This is a genomic window from Pantoea sp. F_5 (assembly GCF_008631595.1).
GTDB classification, from domain to species: domain Bacteria; phylum Pseudomonadota; class Gammaproteobacteria; order Enterobacterales; family Enterobacteriaceae; genus Pantoea; species Pantoea gossypiicola.
In genome coordinates, this window is the sequence record NZ_VWUO01000003.1 from 225691 (window position 1) to 252029 (window position 26339).

The following is a 26339-nucleotide window of genomic DNA, read 5'->3' on the forward strand; positions in this document are numbered from 1 at the left end:
AACCGGCACGCGACGACCGCACCGGTATTGGGTTGATCACGGAGCCACGCCCCGGCTTCTTGCTCAGCCCAGGCGCTTCTCAATGGCATCCATCAACATGCCGGTGATGGAGATCGGGAACGCAGCCTCAATTTCACGAATGCAGGTCGGGCTGGTCACGTTAACTTCAGTCAGTTTATCACCGATGATGTCGAGACCGACAAAAATCAGTCCTTTTGCTTTCAGCGTCGGGCCTACACGGCGTGCAATTTCCCAGTCGCTTTCGCTCAGCGGACGCGCTTCACCGCGACCACCGGCGGCAAGGTTACCACGCGTTTCACCGCCCTGCGGGATACGCGCCAGGCAGTAAGGCACCGGTTCGCCATCCACAACCAGCACGCGTTTGTCGCCTTCTTTAATCGCCGTAATGTAGTTCTGTGCCATGCAGAAGCGGCTCTCATGCTCGGTCAGGGTTTCGGTAATTACACCAAAGTTAGGATCGTCTTTCTTCACGCGGAAGATAGAGGCACCACCCATGCCATCCAGCGGCTTCATGATAATGTCGCCATGCTCCTGCCAGAATTCACGCAGCTGCGCTTTGCTGCGGGTCACCAGGGTGTCAGGCGTAAACTCGGCAAACCAGGCGGTGTAGAGCTTTTCGTTACAGTCACGCAGGCTCTGCGGTTTGTTCACGATCAGCGTACCCAGCTCTTCTGCGCGCTCCAGAATGTAGGTCGCATAGATGAACTCGGTATCGAATGGCGGATCTTTACGCATCAGTACCACGTTCAGATCAGCCAGCGGGATCACCTGCTCACTGCCGAACTGATACCAGTTGTCAGGATTCTGCTCGACGGTCAGCAGACGGGTGCGGGCAGAGGCCACGCCACCGCGCATGGAGAGATCGTGCATCTCCATGTAATGAATTTCGTAACCACGGCGCTGCGCTTCCAGCAGCATAGCGAAGCTGGAGTCTTTTTTAATATTGATGGACGAAATAGGGTCCATCACGATGCCAAGTTTAATCATTATTATCTCCTCGGTGAGGCGGTGTTTACCGCCTCGTCTGGTTCGGTCTGCAGTGGGCCGATCGGTCAGGACATCATGCCTGCGCTCTTTCCGCTGAAAGTATCGCTTAACCCAGGTCGCCAAACCTCACCTGAAGTGCCGTAATGGCCGTCAGCGCGGTGGTTTCGGTACGCAATACCCGTGGACCAAGCAGAATGTCAGTAAAGTCGTACTGGGCCGTCATCGCAATTTCGTCCGCAGACAAACCGCCTTCAGGGCCAATCAGCAGTCGTACCCGCTCAACAGGCTGTGGCAGCGTATTGATGCTGTGACTGGCGCGCGGATGCAGGTTGAGCTTCAAACCGCTGTCAGTCTCTGCACACCAGGCTTCCAGCGTCATCGCTTCCCGAATCTCCGGCACGCGATTACGGCCACATTGCTCGCAGGCGGCAATAGCAATTTTCTGCCACTGCTGGATCTTCTTCGCCAGACGTTCAGCATCAAGCTTTACGCCACAGCGCTCGGAAAACAAGGGTGTAATGACATTCACGCCCAGTTCGATCGATTTCTGGATAGTGAATTCCATTTTTTCACCGCGCGACATCACCTGACCTAAATGCAGATGTAAAGGCGACTCGCGATCGTCCGGCTGGCTCTCTGTGAGCGATACTTTTACACGCTTTTTATCAACATGCGTGATCTCTGCTGCAAAAGTCAGATTAGTGCCATCAAAGAGTTCCAGACGCTGACCTGCCGTCATCCGGAGTACCCGGCCTACATGATTGGATGCATCTTCATCCAGGGTAATTTCACTGCCGATCTCTAATGGCCCGGCGTGATAGATGCGAGGTATGCGCATAAGGTTCCTGAAACCGGACGCCGCATTGCGGCGGCGTCATGGGGAAAAAAGCTAGTGTAGGGCAGGGATTTTAGCGCTGGCAAGCCTGCTGCACATAAGGATTGTGATTACCCTGAACCTTTGCAATGCGCTGGTCGCGTTCGCACTCCCATTTTGTGACAGGATAGAGCCTGTCCCAGGCGGTAAACAGCTGCGTCTGCTGTCGCGAAATGCGCAGATGATACTGATCGCGCATGTAGAAATAGGTTCGGGCAATAGCTCCTCGTGCTCGCGCGGGTGGCTCCGCCTGTTTGAGTTTGAAATCGATCTTCATCTCACACTGGCCGTACTGCTTCTCGCTGCCATTCCACTGACTGTAGGCGAAGTTGCCGCGGTCACCATTCACTTCACCCACTGCAGGCTGCAGGTTGTGCAGATCGGTTTCGATGCGGCGATAGTCGGGGTCCTTGCTGCAGTTTTTGCGGCCACCGTCCTGCCAGCACTGGCGCTGATGTCCAAACTCCCACGCCGGCATCACATGTTCCCACTCTATGCGCCCGGCGCGATTGGCATTCCTGCGCACCTGATAACCACAGCTGTTGAGATCGGGAATGCCCTTTTTGCCCTGCCACTGAATCTTGCAGCCACAGTAGAATGAACCCGGTGCATCAGCGTTAATCGCCGCCGCAAAGGTTTTAGCCTGCTGGAAGTTATTCTGATGATAGTTATTCAGATTAAGGGCGTCAGCGGCAGGTGCAAACAGCAGCGCAATCGCCAGACTTAGTATGCGAGACATATTCCGGATTTCTTCCTGGTACAAAAAAGGGCGGCAGGTTAACAGAATGTGGAATAGGGCGGAATGGGGATTGTTCTCAGGACGCGACAAACTCGCCTGCGACCAGCAGGCTGCCACAGTGAACGCAACGATATTCACTCTCTTTGCGCAGAACACGATTGTGGCGGCGAACCGTCAGTTGATGCTGCTGGCACTGGCAGCGGTAAGCAAAGGTGTTACTGCGCACGGAGGCGATCTCAAACTGATGGGTACGGCGTGCCGGAACGCCCAGAACCTGCTCCATCATCCACTTCCACTCTTTGCCGTGTGGTGCGACGCGGCCATACTGTTTCCACACCAGCAGATGCGCCAGCTCGTGCGGCACCACTTCATCGATAAATGCCTGCTGGTTTTCCAGCAGCAGCACCGGATTGATGCGGATTTCCCAGGCGGCCAGCCAGGCGGTGCCCGCCGCCGTACCGCGCTGCTGGTAAAGCAGCTTCGGTTCCGGATAATGGGTTTTCAGGGCCTGATTTGCACGCTCAAGCGACTGGCGCAATGAGCGCATCACGGCCTGCTGCAGGGCAATGGGGAGACGAGGTGTTTTCATGGCGCTCAGAATAATCGCCGTCGCCCAGGAACTCAACGTTACCCGCGAAAACGACAGCGCAGCGACTATACTCATCCGCCAGTTTCGAGCCATAGGATCCACCGCGGGCGAGTGGCCCGGCGCGCCTCTGCTATTGGCTGAAATTTCTGGATTAAATATGGTTACGATGTTTTTTAGAATATCCTGTTGCTAATGTTCACTGCAGAGTGAATGGATCAGAAGCGGAAGGCACAGTGTACGGACAACGCAATGAAAAATAATAACATCAGGAAACAGCGTATTGTGCTGGTTACCGATCTCATGGCTGGCCGCGGCGGTATGGAGAATGTGACCTGCCAGCTGATTACCGCTCTGAATGCGGAACCCGGAACGGAAGCGGGGCTGTTTATTATCAACAGCGGAGAGGAGAGCCTTTCCCGCGCCTGGACCGCCAACGCCGTTCTGGCAGAGAGCGTCTGCACGCTGCGGAATAAGAAAATTAAAAATCTTATTCACACGCTGAGAATAGCCGCCTTCTTTCGTCGTTATCAGCCCGATCATGTCCTGACCCTCAACACCATTCCCTGTCTGATGACACGCCGGGCCATTACGCTCTCAGGACGTAAAATCGTTCTTTCGAGCTGGATGCACCTGCCACCGCGGGAGCGCTACCGTCCCCATTATCTGCTGCGGGCCGATCACCATTTTGCCATCAGTAAACAGATCAAAGAGCAGCTGGTGGAGTTGGGTGCACGCGCTACTGACGTTGACGTTATCTACAACCCGATCAGGCGTAATGAGGTGGTTATCGGCAGGCCGCAGGGGCTGAAGTTTCTCTATATCGGTCGCGTCCATTTTCAGCGGCAGAAGCAGCTTAAAGATCTGTTTGATGCGTTGAAGCATCTGGATGCGCCGTGGACGCTGGAGATCGTAGGTGACGGAGAAGATCTGACGCAGTGTCAGCACTACGTGACGCAACTCGGCATTCAGGATCGTATTACCTGGCATGGCTGGCAGGAGAACGCCTGGGAGTACGTCATTCGCCATATCAGACAGGTCACCTGTCTGCTCATGACCTCGAACTTTGAAGGCTTCCCGCTGATACTGCTGGAGGCGATGTCACGGGGCGTCTACTGCGTCTCATCCGACTGCATCAGCGGCCCGTCAGAAATTATTCAGAACGGTCTCAATGGTCAGCTCTACCCCACCAATGACAGCATGGCGCTTGCCGCTATTCTCAACGGCATGAGCCGGGATTTCCACTTTCCCGATCATCAGGTTATTAAAGCGAGCATCACCGGTTTTTATGAGGAAAATTATATGAAGCACCTGATGAGTGTGTTTAACCGTCTGACTGAGGTTAAGCATGACGAATAAAAGCAGCCGTAATGGATTAACGTTAATGGTTAATGCTTCAGTTATTGCGCTCTGTCTGGCACTGGCACTGAATATGTTTGTATCCGGCCTGCCGCAAAAAATATTTTATCTGGTCTCTTATCTCTCCGTCGCGTCTGTGCTGTATGGCGTGGTGCGCAGACGAGTGGCGTTTAAAGAGAACGGTTTTTATATCGTCCTGTTTGCTGTGCTGATTATCTTCGCTCTGCTCCGTCTGTTCTGGGCGATACACACAAAGGGGATTGAGACCGCGCCCTCAAACGATGCCATCACCAATATCGGCAACTATTTGCTGGGGGCGAAGCGGCTGTTGCTGGGAGCCTTTGTGCTGCTTAGTCTGGCGATTTATGGCAATCGGGTCTCAACAACCACGCTGCGCATTGGAAAGGTGTTAATTCTGGTCGGTCTGCTGATTACGCTGGGCTTTGGTATTCATGAGCATCTCTATACCGAGAATATCCGCATCAAGCTCACCACCGAAGCGGCCTCCATGTCCTCCTACATGATTCTGTTTATCTATTGCGCCTGGCTGTGGCTGAGCCGTTACGAGACGCATGCATACTGGAAGATTGCCGATATCGCTGTGCTGGCGGTGACCTTTGCCTTGCTCTACCTGTGCGGCACCCGCGTAACGCTGATTGCGTTGATTGCCGTGGGGCTGCTGTTCCTGATGCAGACCTGGCGGCTGTCGCTGCTGACCAACTGGCGGGTTAGCGCACTCTTAGTGGGCGTGCTGGCCGTGCTGATCCTGATGACCAGTAACCGCTGGGTAGAAGGGGTGCAGGACATTGAGAACTACGGATCAAACAGCTCGACCTCGCTGGGCGCACGTGTGGCTATCTGGGGCGGGGCGGTCAACTTTATTGAGCACCATGGCGGTTTTGCCACGCCGGATGCGCGCACTACCGAGGCGCGTCAGTTCATCATGGCGCACTATCCACTAAATGTTGAAGGCTACACCAACGTTAAATACAACATGCATAATGAGTTTCTGGAAGTGACCACGCTACAGGGCTGGCTCGGTACGCTATCGCTGGCGCTACTCTATCTGACTGTGCCTGGCGGCTGGCTTAAGAAGTGCGATCTGCGCGGCGTGGCGCTGCCGATGCTGGCGCTGTTTATCTGCGGACTGACCGATTCGGTACTGCCGTATAATCAGACAGCCACTATTTTCATTATGGCGCTGGCACTCTGCTGCATACGGCAGCCATTGCCGGCAGGTCGGGTTAACACGCTGTAGTCATGGATTGAACAAATAAAAACGGCGGGGTTTCCAGTGAAACCCCGCCGTTTTTTTACCGCGTTTTTTATCGGGTAATGTTAATCGCGTGAACCGATGTCGCGCAGTTTTTTACCTGCCATCAGATTACGTTCGATATGTTCCAGCGAGACGTTTTTGGTCTCCGGGATCAGCATCAGCGTCAGCAGAATAAAGAACAGGTTAAGCAGTGCGTAGACCCAGAAGGTGTTTGCGTTGCCCAGCGTATTCAGCATCGTCAGGAAGGTCGCACCCACTATCATGTTGGCGATCCAGTTGGTGGTTGTGGAAACCGTGATACCGAAATCGCGGCCTTTCAGCGGCTGAATTTCGGAACAGAGTACCCAAATCAACGGACCGGCTGACATGGCAAAACCCACGATGAACATCAGCAGCATACCTACTGCGAAGTACTGCGCGCCCGCAGAGTGGATCCCGAAATGTAGCATCGTACCCAGGACGCCCATACCGGCTGCCATCACCATAAAGCCCAGAATCAACGTAGGTTTACGTCCCCAGCGATCCACCAGACCAATAGCGATGAAGGTGGCCAGTACGTTAACCAGACCTACAATCACCGTGCCCCACATCTGCTGGGTGGTGTTGGTGAAGCCCGCGATTTCGAAGATTTTTGGTGCGTAATACATGATGACGTTCATGCCGGTAAACTGCTGCATGACCTGCAACAGGATGCCGAGATAGACCGCACGACGGAAGTGGCTGCTGCTGGTGAACAGACCCCAGCCAGACTGTTTGATCTTCAGGCTTTCACGAATCTCTTCCAGTTCACGTTTTGCCTGCTCACTGGTGTCACGCAGACGATCCAGTACGCGCTGTGCATCACGGAAGTTGCCTCGTGCCGCCAGCCAGCGTGGGCTGTTTGGCAGGAAGAAAACACCAATCAATAAAAGCAGTGCCGGAATGGTGATGATGCCCAGCATCCAGCGCCAGTTGCCGGTAAAGCTGAAGGCGGTATCGGACAGGTATGCACCCAGAATACCGATGGTGATCATCAACTGGTAAAGCGAAATCATACTGCCGCGAATTTTTTCCGGAGCGATCTCAGAAAGATAAAGCGGGGCAGTATAAGAAGCGATACCCACTGCCAGGCCCAGCAGAACGCGGGCGCTGATCAGCATTTCCGGGTTCGGCGACATTGCCGACCAGAGTGAACCGATAACGAACAAAATCGCACCGGCCATCAGGCTTTTTTTACGGCCCAGGCGGGAAGACATCCAGCCGCTGCCGATAGCACCGACCGCCGCACCAAACATCATGGAACTGACGATCCACTCCTGCTGATGAGGAGTAACGTTAAAGTCCTTTGCGATAAACGGCAGAGCACCGGCGATAACGCCGATATCCAGACCGAACAGCAGTCCCGCAAGGGCCGCCAGAAAGCAGACAAATAAGGTCATCGCCTTATTTGAAGTTCTGCTTTTGTGTGTATTGCCAGGCATGGGAGCCTCCAGGTTTATCCATCATTGTTTTTATCAATGTTAAAAAACCTTTTGCGGGAAAAAAGTGAGTCTGATCACACCAGTGTAATCGCTTACACACGCTGAAACCCTGAAATTCAGCATATTTTTCCCGGAAAGATTAATTAACCAGTGAGGTATAGCACTCATTGAGTTTCTGACAATGCTCTATTTAGTGGCTATCAGACGACGCTGAAAATAACGCATTTTCAGCATAATAACTACGTGCGTTAATTCCTAAATATCAGAAAAACAAAGCATTTCAATTTGTAATCGTTAACATTTTGTCGTCAGAAAAAGCGAAAAGAAGTGTAGCTGAGAATGGAAAATTTGCTGCAGAGTGAAAGAGATGTCGGGCAGATTTGTTTTTATAGCGTCTGACGATAGCCATGAACTGCGCGAATATGGCGTGCAGTCTGTATGAGAAAGAGAAAATTCTCCGGTCAGCTGTGGGGCTGAAAAGGCGATAAAAAACCCCGCCGCAGGGGCAGGGTTTTCATCAGCAGTCGCTGATCTTACAGGCCAGCTGCTTCACGCAGCAGAGCCGCTTTGTCGGTTTTTTCCCACGGGAAATGTTCGCGACCAAAGTGACCATAAGCAGCGGTCTCTTTATAGATTGGGTGCAGCAGATCCAGCATCTGAATCAGACCATATGGACGCAGGTCGAAGAACTCGCGTACGAGCAGCGTCAGCTGTTCAGTCGAGATTTTCTCTGTGCCGAAGGTTTCCACCATGATGGAGGTCGGTTCCGCCACGCCGATTGCGTAGGAAACCTGGATTTCACAACGGTCAGCCAGACCCGCCGCCACGATATTTTTCGCCACGTAACGCGCTGCATAAGCTGCAGAGCGGTCAACTTTTGAGGGATCTTTACCCGAGAACGCACCGCCACCGTGACGCGCCATGCCGCCGTAAGTATCCACGATGATTTTACGACCGGTCAGACCGCAATCACCCATCGGACCGCCGATCACAAAGCGACCGGTTGGGTTGATGTGATATTTGGTTGAGGCGCTCAGCCATTCTGCTGGCAGAACCGGCTTGATGATCTCTTCCATCACCGCTTCCTGCAGATCTTTCTGGCTGATGGATTCCGCATGCTGGGTCGAGAGCACGACGGCATCGATGCCGACGATTTTGCCATCGTCATACTGGAAAGTGACCTGGCTCTTGGCATCCGGACGCAGCCACGGCAGGATGCCGTTTTTACGCACTTCAGCCTGACGCTGCACCAGACGGTGCGCATAGGTCACCGGCGCAGGCATCAGCACGTCTGTTTCGTTGGTGGCATAGCCGAACATCAGGCCCTGGTCGCCCGCGCCCTGTTCCAGCGGATCGGTACGGTCAACGCCCTGATTGATATCCTGAGACTGTTTACCAATCGCGCTTAATACCGCACAGGAGTTGGCATCAAAGCCCATATCGGAATGAACATAGCCGATTTCACGTACGGTGTTACGGGTGATCTCTTCGATATCGACCCAGGCGCTGGTGGTGATTTCACCGCCAACCAGCACCATACCGGTTTTAACGTAGGTTTCGCAGGCCACACGCGCTTTTGGATCCTGTTCCAGGATCGCATCCAGCACGGCATCGGAAATCTGGTCGGCGATTTTATCGGGATGTCCTTCTGATACGGACTCGGACGTAAAAAGGTGTTTAGCCATTCTGTTCTTTACCTTAAATATGGTTTGAATTCGACTGCATAGCGCCAGTGAGGTTATCTGACCTGACGCCCCTTCAGGCAAAGCCGCGAGCAGTGAGGTTGTGTCAGCACAGCAGGCCAACACCGCCTGGATATTAACCTGTTTAGATGGAAAACCATCTGGACGGCTATTTTAGGATAGAGGATAAACCAATTACCAGCCCTTTTTCTGTTTCGGCATTTTATCTGTCACCTTTATCGGCATAATTTGCTGACACTCCACGTAATTACCCGATAATCTTTTTGCTTTTTAGCTCCGTAAACGGTATAAAACGCCGCTGCTTCGCTAGCCGCAGCAAGGATGACGCCACTGTCTGCGTCGCGCCTGTCGGACTCTGATCTGGCTTTCACCCAGGTTGTTTTCCATGTGCCCCTGGCATATGCGGAGGTGATACAAGTAATGAACCACGCTTTTTCTCTTTCCGATTCTCTGCGCTGCGGCGTGGCGCTGGCTCTCTCCTGCTTCCCATCTGTTCCTCTTTTCTGCCGACACGACGTCCGATGCGGTAATTTTACCGACACAGGTGCCGGCTAATCTTTATCTCTGCTCGATCGGTTTTGTCTCTTCTCTGCGTCCGCGCAGCGGAACGACGCAGATTATCCATGGTCAATAGTGATCGGTTAAATGTTCTCAGTTTCAACGGAGATGGCCAGGGTGTTTTACACTTAACTCTCATGCGCGAATCGCGCTGACGGCAATGTCAGGTGAACAGGACAGTGCATTTAATGTGGCAACAGGTTTTCAGATTAGCGGCCATAAAGCCGGTTAACAGTTTTATCTTTCAACGGAAAATTGAGGTTCGCGATGTCTGACGACATGAAGAATATCAAAGGTTCGTCAGCTGGCGAACAGGGTACACTCCGCTCCATGCAGGAGGTTGCAATGAACGATCAGGATGCGAGCAAAATGTTGCGTACGTACAACATCGCCTGGTGGGGCAACAACTATTACGACGTTAACGAACTGGGCCACATCAGTGTCTGCCCCGATCCGGATCGTCCGGATGTGCGCGTCGATTTAGCCCGTCTGGTGAAAGAGCGCGAAGCACAGGGCCAGCGTCTGCCTGCCTTATTCTGCTTCCCACAGATTCTGCAACACCGTCTGCGTTCGATTAACGCCGCCTTTAAGCGTGCACGTGAATCTTACGGTTACAAAGGCGACTACTTCCTGGTTTACCCAATCAAAGTTAACCAGCATAAACGCGTGATTGAGTCGCTGATCCACTGTGGCGAGCCGCTGGGACTGGAAGCGGGTTCGAAAGCAGAGCTGATGGCGGTGCTGGCGCACGCCGGTCAGACGCGCTCGGTGATTGTCTGTAACGGCTATAAAGACCGTGAATATATTCGTCTGGCGCTGATCGGCGAGAAGATGGGCCACAAAGTCTATCTGGTGCTGGAGAAGATGACAGAAGTACGGCTGGTGCTGGAAGAAGCAGAACGTCTGAATGTGGTGCCGCGTCTCGGTATCCGTGCACGTCTGGCTTCACAGGGCTCCGGTAAATGGCAATCGAGTGGCGGCGAAAAGTCGAAGTTTGGCCTGTCCGCGACCCAGGTGCTGAAGCTGGTTGAGATCATGCGTGAAGCAGGTCGCATCGACAGCCTGCAGCTACTGCACTTCCATCTGGGTTCGCAGATGTCCAATATTCGCGACATCGCTACCGGTGTGCGTGAGTCGGCGCGCTTCTACGTCGAACTGGCGAAGCTGGGCGTTAACATCAAATGTTTCGACGTCGGCGGCGGTCTGGGCGTCGATTACGAAGGCACACGCTCGCAGTCTGACTGCTCGGTCAACTATGGCCTGAATGAGTACGCTAACAATGTGATCTGGGCGATTGGCTCTGCCTGTGATGAGCACGGTCTGGACCATCCGACGGTGATCACTGAGTCCGGACGTGCCGTGACCGCGCACCACACGGTGCTGGTCTCCAACATCATCGGTGTGGAGCGTAACGAGTTCAGCGAACCCGAAACGCCGGATGTGGATGCGCCGCGCCCGATCCTCAGCATGTGGGAAACCTGGCAGGAGATGCACGAGCCGGACACCCGCCGTTCGCTACGTGAATGGCTGCACGACAGCCAGATGGATCTGTCTGATATCCATACCGGCTACGCGTCTGGCACTTACGATCTCAAGCAGCGTTCATGGGCTGAGCAGCTCTATCTGAGCATCTGCCACTACATTCAGCAGCATCTTGATCCCAGCAACCGTGCGCACCGTCCGATTATCGACGAACTGCAGGAGCGGATGGCGGATAAGATCTACGTTAACTTCTCGCTGTTCCAGTCTATGCCGGATGCGTGGGGTATCGATCAGCTGTTCCCGGTCCTGCCGCTGGAAGGGCTGAACAAGAAGCCAGAGCGTCGTGCCGTGCTGCTCGACATCACCTGTGACTCTGATGGCACCATCGATCACTACGTCGATGGCGACGGTATCGCAACCACCATGCCGATGCCGCAATATGACGTTGATAACCCGCCAATGCTGGGCTTCTTTATGGTTGGGGCTTATCAGGAAATCCTGGGCAATATGCACAACCTGTTCGGTGACACCGAAGCGGTGGATGTCTACGCACGCGAAAATGGCGAAGTTGAAGTCCAGCTTTCGGATGAGGGTGACACCGTGGCTGACATGCTGCGTTACGTGCAGCTTGATCCTAACGAGCTGATGGCGCTGTTCCGCAATCAGGTGCAGGGATCCGATCTCGACGACGAGCTGCGCGCGCAGTTCCTGGAAGAGTTTGAGAGCGGCCTCTACGGATACACCTATTTAGAAGATGAGTAATCGGCTTCGGCAGCCCGCAATCGCATATTGCAGTTGCCGTTAACTATGTCGATAATCTGAACCACTCAATCCCTTCCTCGTCGGGCCTAACGACGCGGAGGGGATTTTTTTCATCTCAACCTTAATGGCTTGCGGGCCTGGCCCGTCTTACGCACATAGAGAGAGCAATTATGTATAACACGCTTGGCAATCAGTACGACAACTCCCTGGTTTCTAACGCCTTTGGCTTCATGCGTTTTCCGCTGAATTTCCAGCCTTACGACAGCGACGCCGAGTGGGTTATCACCGGCGTGCCGTTTGATGCTGCCACTTCCGGTCGTCCGGGCAGCCGCCTGGGTCCGGGCGCAATCCGCCAGATCTCTACTAATCTGGCCTGGGAAGGCTGCCGCTGGCCGTGGGATTTCGACCTGCGCCAGCGCCTGAACGTCGTCGACTGTGGCGATCTGGTTTACGCCTTCGGTGACTCGCAGGACCTCTCTGATAAGTTACAGGCCCATGCTGAAAAACTGCTGGCCAATGGCAAGCGCATGATGACCTTTGGTGGCGATCACTACGTCACACTGCCACTGCTTCGCGCTCATGCAAAACATTTCGGCAAGATGGCGCTGGTGCATTTTGATGCCCATACCGACACCTATTCCAACGGCCCGACCTTTGACCACGGCACCATGTTCTTTACCGCGCCGAAAGAGGGTCTGATCGATCCACAGCACTCCGTGCAGATCGGTATCCGTACCGAGTTCGACAAGAGCCTGGGCTTCAACGTGCTGGATGCGGCGCAGGTCAATGACCGCAGCGTTGACGATATCCTCGCCGAAGTAAAACGCACCGTCGGCGATTTGCCGGTTTATCTGACCTTCGACATCGACTGTCTGGATCCGGCCCATGCGCCTGGCACCGGCACGCCGGTCATTGGCGGCCTGACCACCGATAAAGCGACTAAGCTGATTCGTGGCCTGCAGGGTATGAACATTGTCGGCATGGATCTGGTCGAAGTGGCACCGGGTTACGACCATGCAGATTTAACGGCTCTGGCGGCGGCGACGCTGGCACTGGATATGCTGCATGTTCAGGCCGTGAACAAGGGCTAATTCTGTCCTGAGCCTGCCGGGTCAACCCGGCAGGCTTTGCGCTGCTGCCGGATGCGGCGAAATACTCCCAACGACTCCCATGCGCTTCCCCCTGTTTATTCTCCCCTTTGATACCGCACGCGCCTCAGGCATAACCGCGCATCAGCAACTAAACTGACGGATATCAATTCTCAACGTGGAGGCAATTATGGGCTTTCTGGATGAACTGGCGGGAGCGCTGCAGGGTAACCAGAGTGACGGGCATCTGCCTGGGCAGCTGCAGGCGGTCTGGCACTGGGTACAGGAGCAGGGCGGCATCGAAGTGCTGCTGCAAAAATTCCAGCAGGGCGGGCTGGGTGAGGTGTTTGGTTCGTGGATCGGCACCGGGTCAAATCAGCCGGTAGAACATAGCGACATCCACTCAGCGTTTGGTGAGGCGGAACTGCAGTCACTGGCGGATAAGCTGGGAACCGACGTGAAAGGTGCCGCGGGCACGCTGGCGGTGATCCTGCCGCAGTTAATCGATAAGATGTCACCTCAGGGGCACATGGATGAAGCATCGCTGCACGAGAACAAACTCGATTTAGGTTCGATGGTAGATCAGATATTCAAACGTTAGGCCACGGATACTGACCAGACTCTCCAGGCGCATGCACGGTGCATGCGCCTGGTTATGCGTTACTTCGCGTCAGCAGCAATACGCTCACGGATGTGCTCGGCGCGTGCTTCCGAAGCAGGGTGCGAGTCAAACATTGAACTCTGACGTCCCTGTTCCAGTTTCGCCAGTTTCTCAAAGCTGGTCACCAGGCCTTCCGGATTGATATTGCGCTTCTTCATCAAATCGTAAGAGTAGTCATCCGCCTGCGATTCCTGCGTCTGGGAGAACTGTGCATTCACCAGTTTTTCACCCATTTCACCCAGCTGCGACTGAGACAGTGAACCGATCACGCCGCCCACCGAGGCCGCTGCCGTGCGGGCTGCGGTCGTGGCATACGCCAGCTGCATTGCCTTACGCGTATGGCCTAACGCCACGTGCCCCATCTCATGGCCCAGAACGCCTTCCACTTCATTATCGGTCATCATATCCATCAGGCCGCTGTAAACGCGGATACAGCCGTTCGCCATCGCCCAGGCGTTGACATCTTTGGTCTGATAAACCTTGTAGTTCGCCGGAACGCCGTTGATGTTGTCGCCCAGCGCGGCGGCGATCTTGTTCAGGCGCTGCTGATACTCGCTGCCTGCAGGCGCAACCTGATTATCTTTGTCCATCTGCTCACAGGATTTATCGCTGAGCTGCTTAACCTGATCGTCGCTCAGGGAATAAGCCTGATACGCCTGCGCGCCCGACTGCATCAGCGCATTATTGTCTAAACCCTGACAGCCGCTGAGCAGCGTTGCCAGCCCAAGCGCTAACACCGTTTTCTGGATTTTCATGCTCTATCCCATTCATAACAAGGTAAGAAAAACAAACACCTGAAACTCACTCAGGTGAATAAACGATTTGGTTATAGCGTGCCACTCTGGACTTTGCTAGCAGAGTTGGCCGGAAAAGCCATACGAAGCGGTTACATTTAGCGTTTTACAGCATGTACTTTTGCCCCGATTTTCATGTACATTGATGGGCAACTTTTTCCTTGTTTTGCCCACTAACTCATTAATAACAATAAGTTAAGGCGCGAAGCATTAATCCGACCTGGAGTAGAAAATGCCCTCTCGTAAAGAGCTTGCCAACGCCATTCGTGCGTTAAGTATGGATGCAGTACAGAAAGCGAAATCGGGACATCCGGGTGCCCCAATGGGCATGGCGGACATCGCTGAAGTACTCTGGCGCGGCTACCTGAACCACAACCCAACCAACCCGCTGTGGGCCGACCGTGACCGTTTCGTCCTCTCTAACGGCCATGGCTCCATGCTGATCTACAGCCTGCTGCATCTGACCGGCTACGATCTGCCACTGAGCGAACTGGAAAACTTCCGCCAGCTGCACTCAAAAACTCCAGGTCACCCGGAATATGGCTACACCGTGGGCGTTGAAACCACCACCGGCCCGCTGGGGCAGGGCATTGCAAACGCAGTCGGCTTCGCCATTGCGGAGCGCACGCTGGCCGCACAGTTCAACCGTCCGGGTCATGACATCGTAGACCACAACACCTATGTCTTCATGGGTGATGGTTGCATGATGGAAGGTATCTCGCACGAAGTCTGCTCGCTGGCCGGTACGCTGAAGCTGGGCAAACTGGTTGCGTTCTATGATGACAACGGTATCTCCATCGACGGTCACATTGATGGCTGGTTCACCGATGACACCGCGAAGCGCTTCGAAGCGTATGGCTGGCACGTAGTGCGCGGCGTTGATGGTCACGATGCGGATGCGATTGCTAAAGCGATCGACGAAGCGAAAAGCGTCAGCGACAAGCCTTCACTGCTAATGTGCAAAACCGTTATCGGCTTTGGTTCACCGAACAAAGCGGGTACGCATGATTCACACGGCGCACCGCTGGGTGATGATGAAGTGGCACTGACCCGTAAACAGCTGGGCTGGAACCACGCGCCATTCGTTATTCCTTCTGACATCTACGCTGAGTGGGACGCGAAAGAAGCGGGCCAGGCGAAAGAATCTGCATGGGATGAGAAATTCGCTGCGTATGCGCAGGCACATCCTGAACTGGCTGCCGAGTTCAAACGTCGCGTCAGCAACGAACTGCCCGCTAACTGGCAGGAAGAGTCACAGAAGTTCGTTGAGCAGCTGCAGGCGAACCCGGCGAAGATCGCCAGCCGTAAAGCCTCACAAAACGCTATCGAAGCCTTTGGTAAAATTCTGCCGGAATACCTGGGCGGCTCAGCCGACCTGGCACCGAGCAACCTGACTATCTGGTCTGGGTCTAAGCCAATCAACGAAGATGCAGCGGGTAACTACATCCATTACGGCGTGCGCGAGTTCGGTATGACCGCTATCGCTAATGGCCTGGCGCTGCATGGCGGCTTCCTGCCGTACACCGCCACCTTCCTGATGTTCGTGGAGTATGCGCGTAATGCCGCGCGTATGGCGGCACTGATGAAGATCCGTCAGATCATGGTCTACACGCACGACTCTATCGGTCTGGGCGAAGATGGCCCGACGCATCAGCCGGTTGAGCAGATGGCGAGCCTGCGTACCACACCAAACATGAGCCTGTGGCGTCCCTGTGACCAGGTTGAATCTGCGGTGGCGTGGAAATATGCCATTGAGCGTAAAGATGGCCCGACCGCGCTGATTTTCTCTCGTCAGAACCTGGCGCAGCAGGAACGTGATGCTACACAGCTGGCTAACGTGGCACGTGGCGGTTATGTGCTGAAAGAGTGCGACGGCACCCCTGAGCTGATCCTGATCGCCACCGGTTCAGAAGTTGAACTGGCTGTCGGTGCCTGGGACAAACTCACCAGCGAAGGCCGCAAAGTACGCGTGGTCTCTATGCCGTCAACGGATGCTTTTGACAAGCAGAGCGATGAGTACCGCGAATCTGTATTGCCGAAAGCGGTCAGCGCACGCGTCGCTATCGAAGCGGGCATCGCGGATTACTGGTTCAAATACACCGGACTGAACGGCGCTATCGTGGGTATGACCAGCTTCGGTGAATCTGCACCTGCGGATCAGCTGTTTGAACTGTTTGGCTTCACCGTCGACAACGTGGTCGCGAAAGCGAAGGCGCTGCTGGCGTAAAAACCGGCCAGGCGGGTCCGTTCCCGTCTGGCAGTGAAACAAGAGGGGCGAAATTGTCGTCCCTTTATTTATTATTCCTCCAGTAATAACTGACAATGGCCCGAATTTGTGACGCAGATCCAAATTTAAGCAGTCAGATTGATCACAGTCATTCCTGTTATTCCTTCCTTCTATTATTGTGGCTGAACCGTTTCAGTCGGTGTGCATATTGCCCTGATTTCGGACAATGCCGGGTAAGAATCTCCTGTACAAAATGCAGTGAAACGCTCAGGCTAACGGCACGTTTTTTTCAGTCTGACGTGGCAGGAGAGAAATGACGGTACGGATAGCGATAAATGGTTTTGGCCGGATTGGACGCAACGTCCTGCGCGCGCTCTATGAAACGGGCCGACGTGCAGAGATCACTGTGGTCGCCATTAACGAGCTGGCAGAAGCCACCGGTATGGCGCACCTGCTGAAATACGACACCAGCCATGGCCGTTTTGCTTTTGACGTCCGTCAGGAGCGCGATGTGATGTGGGTGGGGGGTGATACCCTGCGCATCCTGCACCGTGCAGACATTGCCAGTTTGCCCTGGCGTGAACTCGATGTGGATGTGGTGCTGGACTGCACCGGCGTTTATGGCTCGCGGGCTGATGGCGAAGCGCATCTGCAGGCTGGCGCTAAAAAAGTGCTGTTCTCTCATCCCGGCGGCAACGATCTCGACGCCACGGTGGTGTATGGCGTTAACCAGCAGGCGCTGACCGCCAGCGACCGCATCGTTTCCAACGCGTCCTGTACGACGAACTGCATTATTCCGGTCATTAAACTGCTGGATGATGCGTTTGGAATTGAATCCGGTACCGTCACTACGATCCACTCGGCGATGCACGATCAGCAGGTAATCGACGCCTATCACAGCGATCTGCGCCGCACACGCGCAGCCAGTCAGTCGATCATCCCGGTAGATACGCGTCTGGCGGCCGGCATTACCCGTATTTTTCCGAAATTCAACGATCGCTTTGAGGCGATAGCCGTTCGCGTCCCGACGATTAACGTGACGGCCATTGATCTCAGCGTTTCTGTGCATAACGCGGTGACAGCGTGTGATGTTAACACCCTGTTGCGGAGCGCGGCAGAAGGGGCATTTCGTGGTATAGTTGACTATACGGAATTACCGTTAGTCTCAGTAGATTTTAACCATGATCCGCACAGTGCCATTGTGGATGGAACACAAACGCGGGTCAGCGGTCAACACCTTATCAAGACCCTGGTCTGGTGTGACAACGAATGGGGCTTTGCTAACCGAATGCTCGACACGACGTTAGCGATGGCCGCAAGCGGTTTCAGGTAAGACGCGGTTTGCGTCTGGCAAAACTTATGAGAATCAACGAGAGGGTTCACCATGTCTGTAATTAAGATGACCGATCTGGATCTGGCTGGCAAACGCGTTCTGATCCGTGCCGATCTGAACGTACCAGTTAAAGAAGGTAAAGTGACGTCTGATGCACGTATCCGTGCTTCTCTGCCAACCATTGAAGCGGCGTTGAAACAGGGCGCGAAAGTGATGGTTACCTCCCACCTGGGTCGTCCGACCGAAGGTGAGTACAACGAAGAGTTCTCGCTGCTGCCGGTAGTTAACTACCTGAAAGAGAAGCTGAGCGGCACCAATGTGACCCTGGCAAAAGATTACCTCGATGGCGTTGAAGTCGGCGCTGGCGAACTGGTTGTGCTGGAAAACGTTCGCTTTAACAAAGGCGAAAAGAAAGACGACGAAGCGCTGTCTAAAAAATATGCTGCGCTGTGCGACGTTTTCGTGATGGACGCCTTTGGTACTGCGCACCGTGCGCAGGCGTCTACCCACGGCGTCGGCAAATTTGCCCCTGTCGCCTGTGCGGGTCCGCTGCTCTCTGCAGAACTCGAAGCGCTGGGTAAAGTCATGAGCAACCCGGAGCGTCCGCTGGTGGCTGTCGTCGGCGGTTCTAAAGTCTCTACCAAATTTGACGTGCTGCAGTCTCTGGTCAAAATCGCGGACACCGTGATTGTGGGCGGCGGCATTGCGAACACCTTCGTGGCTATCGATAACAAAGTCGGTAAATCACTCTATGAACCAGACTTCGTTGAAGCGGCCAAAGGCCTGCGCGATCAGCATGGTATCCCGGTTCCGACTGACTCACGCGTCGGCACAGAATTCTCTGAAACTGCGCCAGCGACCGTGAAAAAGGTTTCGGAAGTCGCGGATAACGAAGAGATTATGGATTTTGGTGATGAAACCGCCCAGGCGATGGCGGCTATCCTGAAGGATGCGAAAACCATCCTGTGGAACGGCCCGGTTGGCGTGTTCGAGTTCCCTAACTTCCGTAAAGGCACCGAGATCGTGGCGAACGCCATTGCAGACAGCGATGCCTTCTCTGTTGCTGGCGGTGGCGATACCTTAGCGGCTATCGACCTGTTCGGCATTGAAGACAAAATTTCCTACATTTCTACCGGCGGCGGCGCGTTCCTTGAGTTCGTGGAAGGCAAAAAGCTGCCTGCAGTTGCTATGCTGGAAGAGCGTGCGAAGCAGTAATCCTTTGGGGGCGATGCCTGGTGGCATCGCCTGAAGTCTTGCCCGTCTGGGCGTTTAAATCGAGGTTCCCGAGCGGGAACAACGGTCACGAAACAGGACACAATCATGTCTAAAATTTTTGATTTCGTAAAACCCGGCGTTGTCACTGGTGATGACGTACAGAAGATCTTCAAAGTTGCGAAAGAGAACAAGTTCGCACTGCCAGCCGTAAACTGCGTCGGCACCGACTCTATCAATGCCGCACTGGAAGCTGCTGCGAAGGTTAAAGCGCCCATCATCATTCAGTTCTCTAACGGTGGTGCTGCATTTATCGCAGGTAAAGGCTTTAAGACTGATAAACCACAGGGCGCGGCCATTTTCGGCGCTATCGCGGGTGCACACCATGTTCACCTGATGGCTGAGCAGTATGGCGTGCCGGTGATCCTGCACACTGACCACTGTGCCAAGAAACTGCTGCCATGGATCGACGGTCTGCTGGACGCAGGTGAAGAGTACTTCCAGAAAAACGGTAAACCACTTTTCTCTTCTCACATGATCGACCTGTCAGAAGAGTCTCTGGAAGAGAACATCGAGATCAGCAGCAAGTACCTGGCGCGTATGGCGAAACTCGACATGACGCTGGAAATCGAACTGGGCTGTACCGGTGGTGAAGAAGATGGCGTGGATAACAGCCATATGGACGCCTCTGCGCTCTACACCCAGCCAGAAGATGTGAACTACGCGTACGAAAAACTGCATGCAATCAGCCCGCGCTTCACCATTGCAGCTTCATTCGGTAACGTTCACGGCGTTTACAAGCCAGGTAACGTGAAACTGACCCCAACCATTCTGCGTGATTCGCAGAAATATGTGTGTGAAAAACATGGCCTGCCGCACAACGCGCTGGACTTCGTTTTCCACGGCGGTTCAGGTTCTTCAGCTGCAGAAATCGAAGAGTCTATCAGCTACGGCGTGATCAAGATGAACATCGATACCGACACCCAGTGGGCCACCTGGGACGGCATCCTGCAGTACTACAAAAAGAACGAAGGCTATCTGCAGTCGCAGCTGGGTAACCCGGAAGGCGACGACAAGCCAAACAAAAAATACTACGACCCACGCGTCTGGCTGCGTTCTGCCCAGGCCTCAATGGTTGTGCGTCTGGAGCAGGCTTTCAAAGAGCTTAACGCTGTCGACGTGCTGTAACTGATTCATTCAGTACAAAAAAGGCCCGAAAGGGCCTTTTTTTTGTCCTTTTTTTGTCAGATTTATGTCAAAAGTCATGCAGGTTTGGCACACCGCCAATTATTGTTTACCCTTTTGTCAGGGATTGTCAGAGCGGTTCTGACAATGTGTTGTTATTTCCCCGGGCAATTTAATTACAGGATGGTTCCATGCAGGATACGGGTATGTTTGATGAGCTCAACAACGCGGGTAACTGGATAGTTCGCAACCAGGAGCTGCTGATTAGCTATGCGGTAAACATCGTCGCAGCTATTGCGATTATCTTTGTGGGGATGATGATTGCACGCATCATCTCTAATACCGTTAATCGTCTGCTGCGCGCGCGTCATATTGATACGACCGTTGCTGATTTTCTGTCGGCGCTGGTGCGCTACGGTATTATCGCCTTCACGCTTATCGCGGCGCTCGGACGCATTGGTGTGCAGACAACCTCGGTCATCGCTATCCTTGGTGCAGCGGGTCTGGCTGTCGGTCTGGCACTAAAAGATTCTCTGTCAAACCTTGCTGCGGGCGTACTGCTGGTGATTTTCCGTCACTTCCGTGCCGGTGAGTTCGTTGATCTGGGGGGGATCATGGGTACGGTAATGAACGTGCAGATCTTCTCCACGACGCTTAAGTCAGCCGACGGCAAGCGAGTGGTGGTGCCTAACGGTAAAATTCTTGCCGGAAACATCGTTAACTTCTCGCGTGAGCCGGTTCGCCGTAATGAATTTATCATTGGCGTCTCTTACGATGCTGATGTTGATGAGGTTCTGACACTGCTGCGTGAAGTGGTCGACGCTGACAACCGTGTATTGCAGGATAAAGGCGTGCAGGTTGGTCTGAACGAGCTGGCCGCTTCCTCCATGAACTTTGTGGTGCGCTGCTGGAGCAACAGCGGCGATCTGCAGGACGTGTACTGGGACCTGCTGAAGAACTTCAAACGTGCGCTGGATGGTAAAGGAATTGGTATTCCTTATCCGCAGATGGATGTGCATCTGCACCGTGTCAGACCGTCAGAGGCAACCGCGTCCGAAACTCAGTCGCAGGCGCAGTAATCGGTTAATGGGCGACGCCTGTCGCCCATTAATTTTGCTAATAGCAGATTAATTCTTTAAATTTCCTCTAATCATCTCATCTCTTTATACTTCTTCGCATCTGACGATGTGAGGACGTAATTCTATGATATCACTCTACTTTCAGGGACTGGCCCTGGGGGCCGCGCTGATTCTGCCGCTGGGTCCGCAAAACGCATTTGTAATGAATCAGGGCGTAAAACGTCAATACCATCTGATGACGGCGGCACTCTGCTCGCTGAGCGACATTCTGCTGATATGCGGCGGTATCTTTGGCGGCAGCGCCTTGCTGAGCCAGTCTCCGCTGCTACTGATGGTCATCACCTGGGCGGGCGTGGCTTTTCTGCTGTGGTATGGCTGGGGCGCGTTGCGCAGTGCTTTTCGCGGTGAGGCCGATCTGACAGATGGTGCGTCGTTAAAGCAGAGCAGGGGACGCATCATCGCGACGCTGCTGGCGGTGACCTGGCTCAATCCGCACGTCTACCTCGACACCTTTGTGGTGCTGGGCAGTCTTGGCGGTCAGTTGCCGACCACCACGGCGCGTCAGTGGTTCGCGCTGGGCACCATCAGTGCGTCAATCCTGTGGTTCTTCGGCCTGGCTCTGTTGGCCGCGTGGCTCTCACCACGCCTGCGTACCGCGAAAGCTCAGCGCATCATTAACCTGCTGGTAGGCGCGGTAATGTGGTTTATCGCCCTGCAACTGGCACGCCAGGGCATGGCCGGTTTTTGATCACGGCTGCGATCCGCGCCGGTAATTGCCGCGCCGCGGGCGAACTTTTGCCATAATGACCACTCAAAGCATGGCGCATACCGATGCGCTGTTGGGCTTCGCCGGTTAGAAGCCGTCATAGTGACCTTTTCAAGGAGGACTTTCATGAAACTGAAAGCATTGGCTCTGGCCGCAATCATGAGCGCCGGGGCATTGCCTGGCGTATACGCTGATGAGTTACCAAACGGACCGCACGTGGTGACCTCTGGCAAGGCAACGGTCGATGCCCGTCCCGATATCGCCACCCTCTCTATCGTGGTGAACGTCTCGTCAAAAGATGCCGCAGATGCGAAAAAGCAGGCGGATAGCCGGGTTGCGCAATATTTCGATTTTCTGCAAAAAAACGGCATTGAGAAGAAAGATATCGATGCAGCTAACCTGAGCACACAGCCTGAGTACGATTACACCAAAGAGGGTAAATCGGTACTGAAAGGCTACCGCGCGGTGCGTCAGGTGCAGGTCACCCTGCGTCAGCTGGACAAGCTGAACGATCTGCTGGACGGGGCGCTGAAGTCCGGTCTGAATGAGGTGCGCAGCGTCGAGTTAGGCGTGGCAAACCCGGAAAGCTACAAAGAGCAGGCGCGTAAAGCCGCGATTAAAAACGCGACTCAGCAGGCATCACAGCTGGCTGAAGGTTTCAACGCGAAGCTGGGATCCATCTACAGCATTCGTTATCAGGTTGCCAACTATCAGCCGATGCCAATGAACCGCATGTATAAAGCGGCGGCTGCGGCAGATACTTCGGCGCAGGAAACCTACGATCAGCAGAGCATTAACTTTGACGATCAGGTCGATGTGGTGTTTGAGCTCAAGCCCAACACGCCATAATGCAAAACGGGGCTGATGCCCCGTTTTTGTTTTCAGGCTGCCACGTCATCCTGCCGCAGCACCCGATGTCCATGCGCAATCAGCGCATCGGTCACCCGACGCATTAACCGGCTTTCCGGCGCAAACCGATGCCAGTAGAGCATCCGCCGCTGACACAGACCCGGCGTCAAATCGATTAACTCACCGCTTGCCAGCTCACGCTCAATCTGAAGATGTGGGATCATACAGCAGGTTGAACCCTGCCGAGCCATCTGCACAAAGGCTTCAGAGGAGTTCACGATGTGACAGGGCACGCTGCCCGGTGAAAGATCAAAGTTCTGCTGCAGGAAGGCCTGATGCATATCATCAAGATGGTCAAACGCTACCGCAGGCGCTTTCAGCAGAGCAGATCGGGTGACGCCGTTTGGAAAGAAGCGATCGGCAAAGTCGCGTGATGCCACAAACAGATAGTCGAGCGCACCGAGCTGATCCACCAGGCAACTTGGCAGCGGCTGCGGCTGAATACTCACCGCACCCACCACTTCACCCCGACGCAGACGCTCCTGAGTGCGGGTTTCATCTTCGACCTGCAGATTCAGACGCACAGGTGAATCCGCCAGTACATCTTTCAGTGCGGGCAGCAGCCAGGTCGCCAGACTATCGGCATTGACCGCCAGCGACAGCAGCAGCGGCGTGGTGCCACTGTTCTCATCGCCCAGCCACTCCTCTTCCAGCAATTCTACCTGATGCAGCAACGCCAGCAGTTTTTGTCCCTGTTCGGTCGGACGCGGTGGCACGGTACGCACCAGCAGCGGCTGACCAAACAGGTTCTCCAGCTGCTTGATACGCTGTGAAACCGCCGACTGGGTGATACACAACTTTTGTGCGGCACGCTCAAAGCCGCGTTCGCGGATCACTGAATCCAGCGCCTGAAGCGTTCGATAATCCGGGCGTTTCATTCTTCTTCTCTCTCCTTCAGGGTGGACGTCACTATGCCACAAAAGTGTCACCTGTGATGGCTCTCTTGTTTTTTGTGGGCTGGCTTCCAAAGCGATAAATCCACGTCGGACAGCCGAGCATTTTCAGCAAGCCTTGTTTTATACTACGCGCACTTCGTTGTCGCACAGGTTTTAAACATACCATGACCCAGGATGAACTGAAAAAAGCCGTTGGCTGGGCTGCACTTGACTATGTGCAGCCGGGCACCGTTGTTGGTGTAGGCACCGGATCCACCGCTGCCCACTTTATTGATGCGCTGGCCACGGTCAGGCATCAGATCGACGGTGCTGTCTCCAGCTCCGACGCCTCTACCCAGAAACTGAAAAGCCTGGGCATTCAGGTGTTTGATCTGAACGAGATTGACCTGCTGTCGGTTTACGTTGATGGCGCGGATGAGATCAACCCACAGATGCAAATGATCAAAGGCGGCGGCGCAGCGCTGACGCGTGAAAAGATCGTGGCCGCGGTGGCCGAGACCTTTATCTGCATCGCAGACGCCTCAAAAGAGGTCGATGTACTGGGGCGTTTCCCGCTGCCGGTCGAAGTCATTCCGATGGCGCGCAGTTACGTGGCACGTCAGCTGGTGAAAATGGGCGGCTTACCTGAGTATCGTCAGAACGTGGTGACCGATAACGGTAACATTATCCTCGATGTGCATAATCTGCGCATTCTCGATCCGATTGAGCTGGAAAAAACCATCAATGCCTTACCTGGCGTCGTTACCGTTGGCCTTTTTGCCGCACGCGGTGCCGATATCGCCTTGATTGGCGGTCCTGATGGCGTGAAAACCATTAAAAAATGATCTGTCTGGCGCTGTAAAGGCGCCGGTTATTTCTGCCTGCAAATCATCTTTTCTCACGTCGGTGAAATTTGGTGACTTATGTCACATAACCGTCATCGACAGTAGGTTCGTTCTCTCTTCATCGCTGACCTCATGATTTTGTCCGGCAATGTGCTGTTGCCAGCCATTGCCATGCTGGCTGGCGGGCAATCGTTTGTATTGCCGGACGCGATTTTTTTGATATTTTGACAGAAGGCTGGCTTATGGTAGTCCTCATTGAATGCTGAATAGGATCGGGAAATGGCAAAGGTATCACTGGAAAAAGATAAGATTAAGTTCCTGCTGGTGGAAGGTGTCCATCAGAGCGCGCTGGAAAACCTGCGGGCTGCAGGCTATACCAACATCGAATTCCACAAGGGCGCACTGGACTCCGACGCGTTAAAAGCATCGATCCGCGATGCGCACTTCATTGGTATCCGTTCCCGCTCCCAGCTTACTGAAGAGATTTTTGCGGCGGCTGAAAAGCTGGTCGCCGTGGGCTGTTTCTGTATCGGCACTAACCAGGTTGATCTGCAGGCGGCAGCGAGCCGGGGTATCCCGGTGTTCAATGCGCCTTTCTCGAATACCCGCTCGGTGGCGGAGCTGGTCATTGGTGAGATGCTGCTGATGCTGCGTGGCATCCCGGAAGCAAACGCAAAAGCACACCGTGGCATCTGGAATAAGATTGCCAAAGGCTCATTTGAAGCGCGTGGCAAAAAGCTGGGAATCATCGGTTACGGCCATATCGGTATGCAGCTGGGCGTGCTGGCAGAAAGTCTGGGCATGCATGTTTTCTTCTATGACATTGAAAACAAGCTGCCGCTGGGTAATGCCACGCAGGTACGCCATCTGGCGGATTTGCTCAACATGAGCGACGTTGTCAGCCTGCACGTGCCGGAAACCGCCTCTACGCAGGATATGATTGGTGCAGAGCAGCTGGCGCAGATGAAACCCGGTGCGCTGCTGATTAACGCCTCACGCGGCACCGTCGTGGATATTCCGGCGCTGTGTGATGCCCTGGCCAGCAAGCATGTGGGTGGCGCAGCCATCGACGTCTTCCCGACCGAGCCGGCCACAAACAGCGAGCCGTTTATCTCTCCATTGAGTGAGTTCGACAACGTGATCCTGACACCGCACATTGGCGGATCGACAGAAGAAGCGCAGGAGAACATCGGGATTGAAGTCGCGGGCAAGCTGGCGAAATACTCCGATAACGGCTCGACTCTCTCGGCTGTTAACTTCCCGGAAGTATCTCTGCCGATTCACGGTATCAGCGCCAGTCGCCTGCTGCACATCCATGAAAACCGTCCCGGCGTGCTGACGGCCATCAACCAGATTTTCGCAGAGCAGGGCATCAACATCGCCGCGCAGTATCTGCAAACCTCGCCGTTTATGGGATATGTGGTTATCGACATTGATGCAGAGCCGGAAGTGGCAGAGAACGCGCTGCAGCTGATGAAGGCGATTCCGGGTACTATCCGCGCGCGTCTGCTTTACTAAGGGGATTTTTACAGCCTGTAGCGTTTAGTGACGCTACAGG

22 protein-coding genes are annotated in these 26339 nt (G+C 54.3%); 14 read left to right on the forward strand and 8 right to left on the reverse strand.

Annotated elements, in window-relative coordinates:
• Window positions 1-63: 63 nt before the first annotated feature.
• The 4 genes from gshB to F3I44_RS05760 all read right to left on the reverse strand — a co-directional run bounded on the left by gshB (window position 64) and on the right by F3I44_RS05760 (window position 3210).
• Window positions 64-1008, reverse strand: a complete 945-nt coding sequence (gene gshB / locus F3I44_RS05745; protein ID WP_150014204.1) for a glutathione synthase — start codon at window positions 1006-1008, stop codon at window positions 64-66.
• 106 nt (window positions 1009-1114) lie between these two features.
• Complete coding sequence (rsmE, locus tag F3I44_RS05750) at window positions 1115-1846, reverse strand: 16S rRNA (uracil(1498)-N(3))-methyltransferase (protein ID WP_150014202.1); 732 nt, start codon at window positions 1844-1846, stop codon at window positions 1115-1117.
• A gap of 70 nt (window positions 1847-1916) precedes the next feature.
• On the reverse strand, window positions 1917-2621 hold the full coding sequence (gene endA / locus F3I44_RS05755) for a deoxyribonuclease I (protein WP_150014200.1): 705 nt from the start codon (window positions 2619-2621) through the stop codon (window positions 1917-1919).
• 76 nt (window positions 2622-2697) lie between these two features.
• On the reverse strand, window positions 2698-3210 hold the full coding sequence (locus F3I44_RS05760; protein WP_150014234.1) for a SprT family zinc-dependent metalloprotease: 513 nt from the start codon (window positions 3208-3210) through the stop codon (window positions 2698-2700).
• 210 nt (window positions 3211-3420) lie between these two features.
• On the opposite strand from F3I44_RS05760, the gene F3I44_RS05765 reads away from it, so the two are divergent.
• On the forward strand, window positions 3421-4566 hold the full coding sequence (locus F3I44_RS05765) for a glycosyltransferase (RefSeq protein ID WP_150014198.1): 1146 nt from the start codon (window positions 3421-3423) through the stop codon (window positions 4564-4566).
• The gene (locus F3I44_RS05770; protein WP_223811654.1) at window positions 4556-5824 is read left to right on the forward strand and encodes an O-antigen ligase; all 1269 of its coding nucleotides are present in this window, start codon (window positions 4556-4558) and stop codon (window positions 5822-5824) included. Before F3I44_RS05765 ends, F3I44_RS05770 begins: the two co-directional genes overlap by 11 nt.
• Window positions 5825-5904: 80 nt before the next feature.
• Here F3I44_RS05770 and F3I44_RS05775 read toward each other — a convergent pair whose 3' ends face one another.
• Both F3I44_RS05775 and metK read right to left on the reverse strand, forming a co-directional pair.
• Window positions 5905-7302 carry a sugar porter family MFS transporter gene (locus F3I44_RS05775; RefSeq protein WP_098052428.1) on the reverse strand — a complete coding sequence of 466 codons (1398 nt, stop codon included), beginning with the start codon at window positions 7300-7302 and terminating at the stop codon, window positions 5905-5907.
• A 533-nt stretch (window positions 7303-7835) separates the two neighbouring features.
• Entirely contained in the window at window positions 7836-8987 is a 1152-nt protein-coding gene (gene metK, locus F3I44_RS05780) for a methionine adenosyltransferase (RefSeq protein ID WP_150014196.1), read from the reverse strand.
• 843 nt (window positions 8988-9830) lie between these two features.
• Here metK and speA point away from each other — a divergent pair.
• From speA to F3I44_RS05795, 3 genes are all read left to right on the forward strand, one after another.
• Window positions 9831-11807, forward strand: a complete 1977-nt coding sequence (gene speA / locus F3I44_RS05785) for a biosynthetic arginine decarboxylase (RefSeq protein WP_150014194.1) — start codon at window positions 9831-9833, stop codon at window positions 11805-11807.
• Window positions 11808-11977: 170 nt separating this feature from the next.
• A complete protein-coding gene (gene speB / locus F3I44_RS05790; protein ID WP_010248847.1) occupies window positions 11978-12898 on the forward strand; it encodes an agmatinase in 921 nt (306 codons plus the stop codon).
• A 187-nt stretch (window positions 12899-13085) separates the two neighbouring features.
• Window positions 13086-13496 carry a YidB family protein gene (locus F3I44_RS05795; protein ID WP_150014192.1) on the forward strand — a complete coding sequence of 137 codons (411 nt, stop codon included), beginning with the start codon at window positions 13086-13088 and terminating at the stop codon, window positions 13494-13496.
• Window positions 13497-13555: 59 nt separating this feature from the next.
• On the opposite strand, the gene F3I44_RS05800 is transcribed toward F3I44_RS05795, so the two are convergent.
• A complete protein-coding gene (locus F3I44_RS05800) occupies window positions 13556-14311 on the reverse strand; it encodes a M48 family metallopeptidase (RefSeq protein ID WP_150014190.1) in 756 nt (251 codons plus the stop codon).
• A gap of 271 nt (window positions 14312-14582) precedes the next feature.
• Here F3I44_RS05800 and tkt point away from each other — a divergent pair, with 271 nt between their 5' ends.
• From tkt to F3I44_RS05835, 7 genes are all read left to right on the forward strand, one after another.
• Window positions 14583-16577 carry a transketolase gene (tkt, locus tag F3I44_RS05805; RefSeq protein ID WP_150014188.1) on the forward strand — a complete coding sequence of 665 codons (1995 nt, stop codon included), beginning with the start codon at window positions 14583-14585 and terminating at the stop codon, window positions 16575-16577.
• A gap of 313 nt (window positions 16578-16890) precedes the next feature.
• A complete protein-coding gene (gene epd / locus F3I44_RS05810; protein ID WP_150014186.1) occupies window positions 16891-17910 on the forward strand; it encodes an erythrose-4-phosphate dehydrogenase in 1020 nt (339 codons plus the stop codon).
• 51 nt (window positions 17911-17961) lie between these two features.
• Window positions 17962-19125: a phosphoglycerate kinase gene (gene pgk, locus F3I44_RS05815; protein ID WP_150014184.1), complete on the forward strand. Its 1164-nt coding sequence runs from the start codon at window positions 17962-17964 to the stop codon at window positions 19123-19125.
• Window positions 19126-19230: 105 nt separating this feature from the next.
• Complete coding sequence (gene fbaA, locus F3I44_RS05820; protein WP_013358958.1) at window positions 19231-20310, forward strand: class II fructose-bisphosphate aldolase; 1080 nt, start codon at window positions 19231-19233, stop codon at window positions 20308-20310.
• Between the two features lie 188 nt (window positions 20311-20498).
• Complete coding sequence (gene mscS / locus F3I44_RS05825; protein ID WP_150014181.1) at window positions 20499-21386, forward strand: small-conductance mechanosensitive channel MscS; 888 nt, start codon at window positions 20499-20501, stop codon at window positions 21384-21386.
• 124 nt (window positions 21387-21510) lie between these two features.
• A complete protein-coding gene (gene argO, locus F3I44_RS05830) occupies window positions 21511-22134 on the forward strand; it encodes an arginine exporter ArgO (protein ID WP_150014179.1) in 624 nt (207 codons plus the stop codon).
• A gap of 144 nt (window positions 22135-22278) precedes the next feature.
• Window positions 22279-23001: an oxidative stress defense protein gene (locus tag F3I44_RS05835; protein WP_150014177.1), complete on the forward strand. Its 723-nt coding sequence runs from the start codon at window positions 22279-22281 to the stop codon at window positions 22999-23001.
• Window positions 23002-23033: 32 nt separating this feature from the next.
• Here F3I44_RS05835 and F3I44_RS05840 read toward each other — a convergent pair whose 3' ends face one another.
• Entirely contained in the window at window positions 23034-23939 is a 906-nt protein-coding gene (locus F3I44_RS05840; RefSeq protein WP_010248822.1) for a LysR family transcriptional regulator ArgP, read from the reverse strand.
• Between the two features lie 182 nt (window positions 23940-24121).
• Here F3I44_RS05840 and rpiA point away from each other — a divergent pair, with 182 nt between their 5' ends.
• Together rpiA and serA are read left to right on the forward strand one after the other, a co-directional pair.
• Window positions 24122-24781 carry a ribose-5-phosphate isomerase RpiA gene (gene rpiA, locus F3I44_RS05845; protein WP_150014175.1) on the forward strand — a complete coding sequence of 220 codons (660 nt, stop codon included), beginning with the start codon at window positions 24122-24124 and terminating at the stop codon, window positions 24779-24781.
• A gap of 279 nt (window positions 24782-25060) precedes the next feature.
• Window positions 25061-26299, forward strand: a complete 1239-nt coding sequence (gene serA / locus F3I44_RS05850; protein ID WP_033733680.1) for a phosphoglycerate dehydrogenase — start codon at window positions 25061-25063, stop codon at window positions 26297-26299.
• Window positions 26300-26339: the final 40 nt, after the last annotated feature.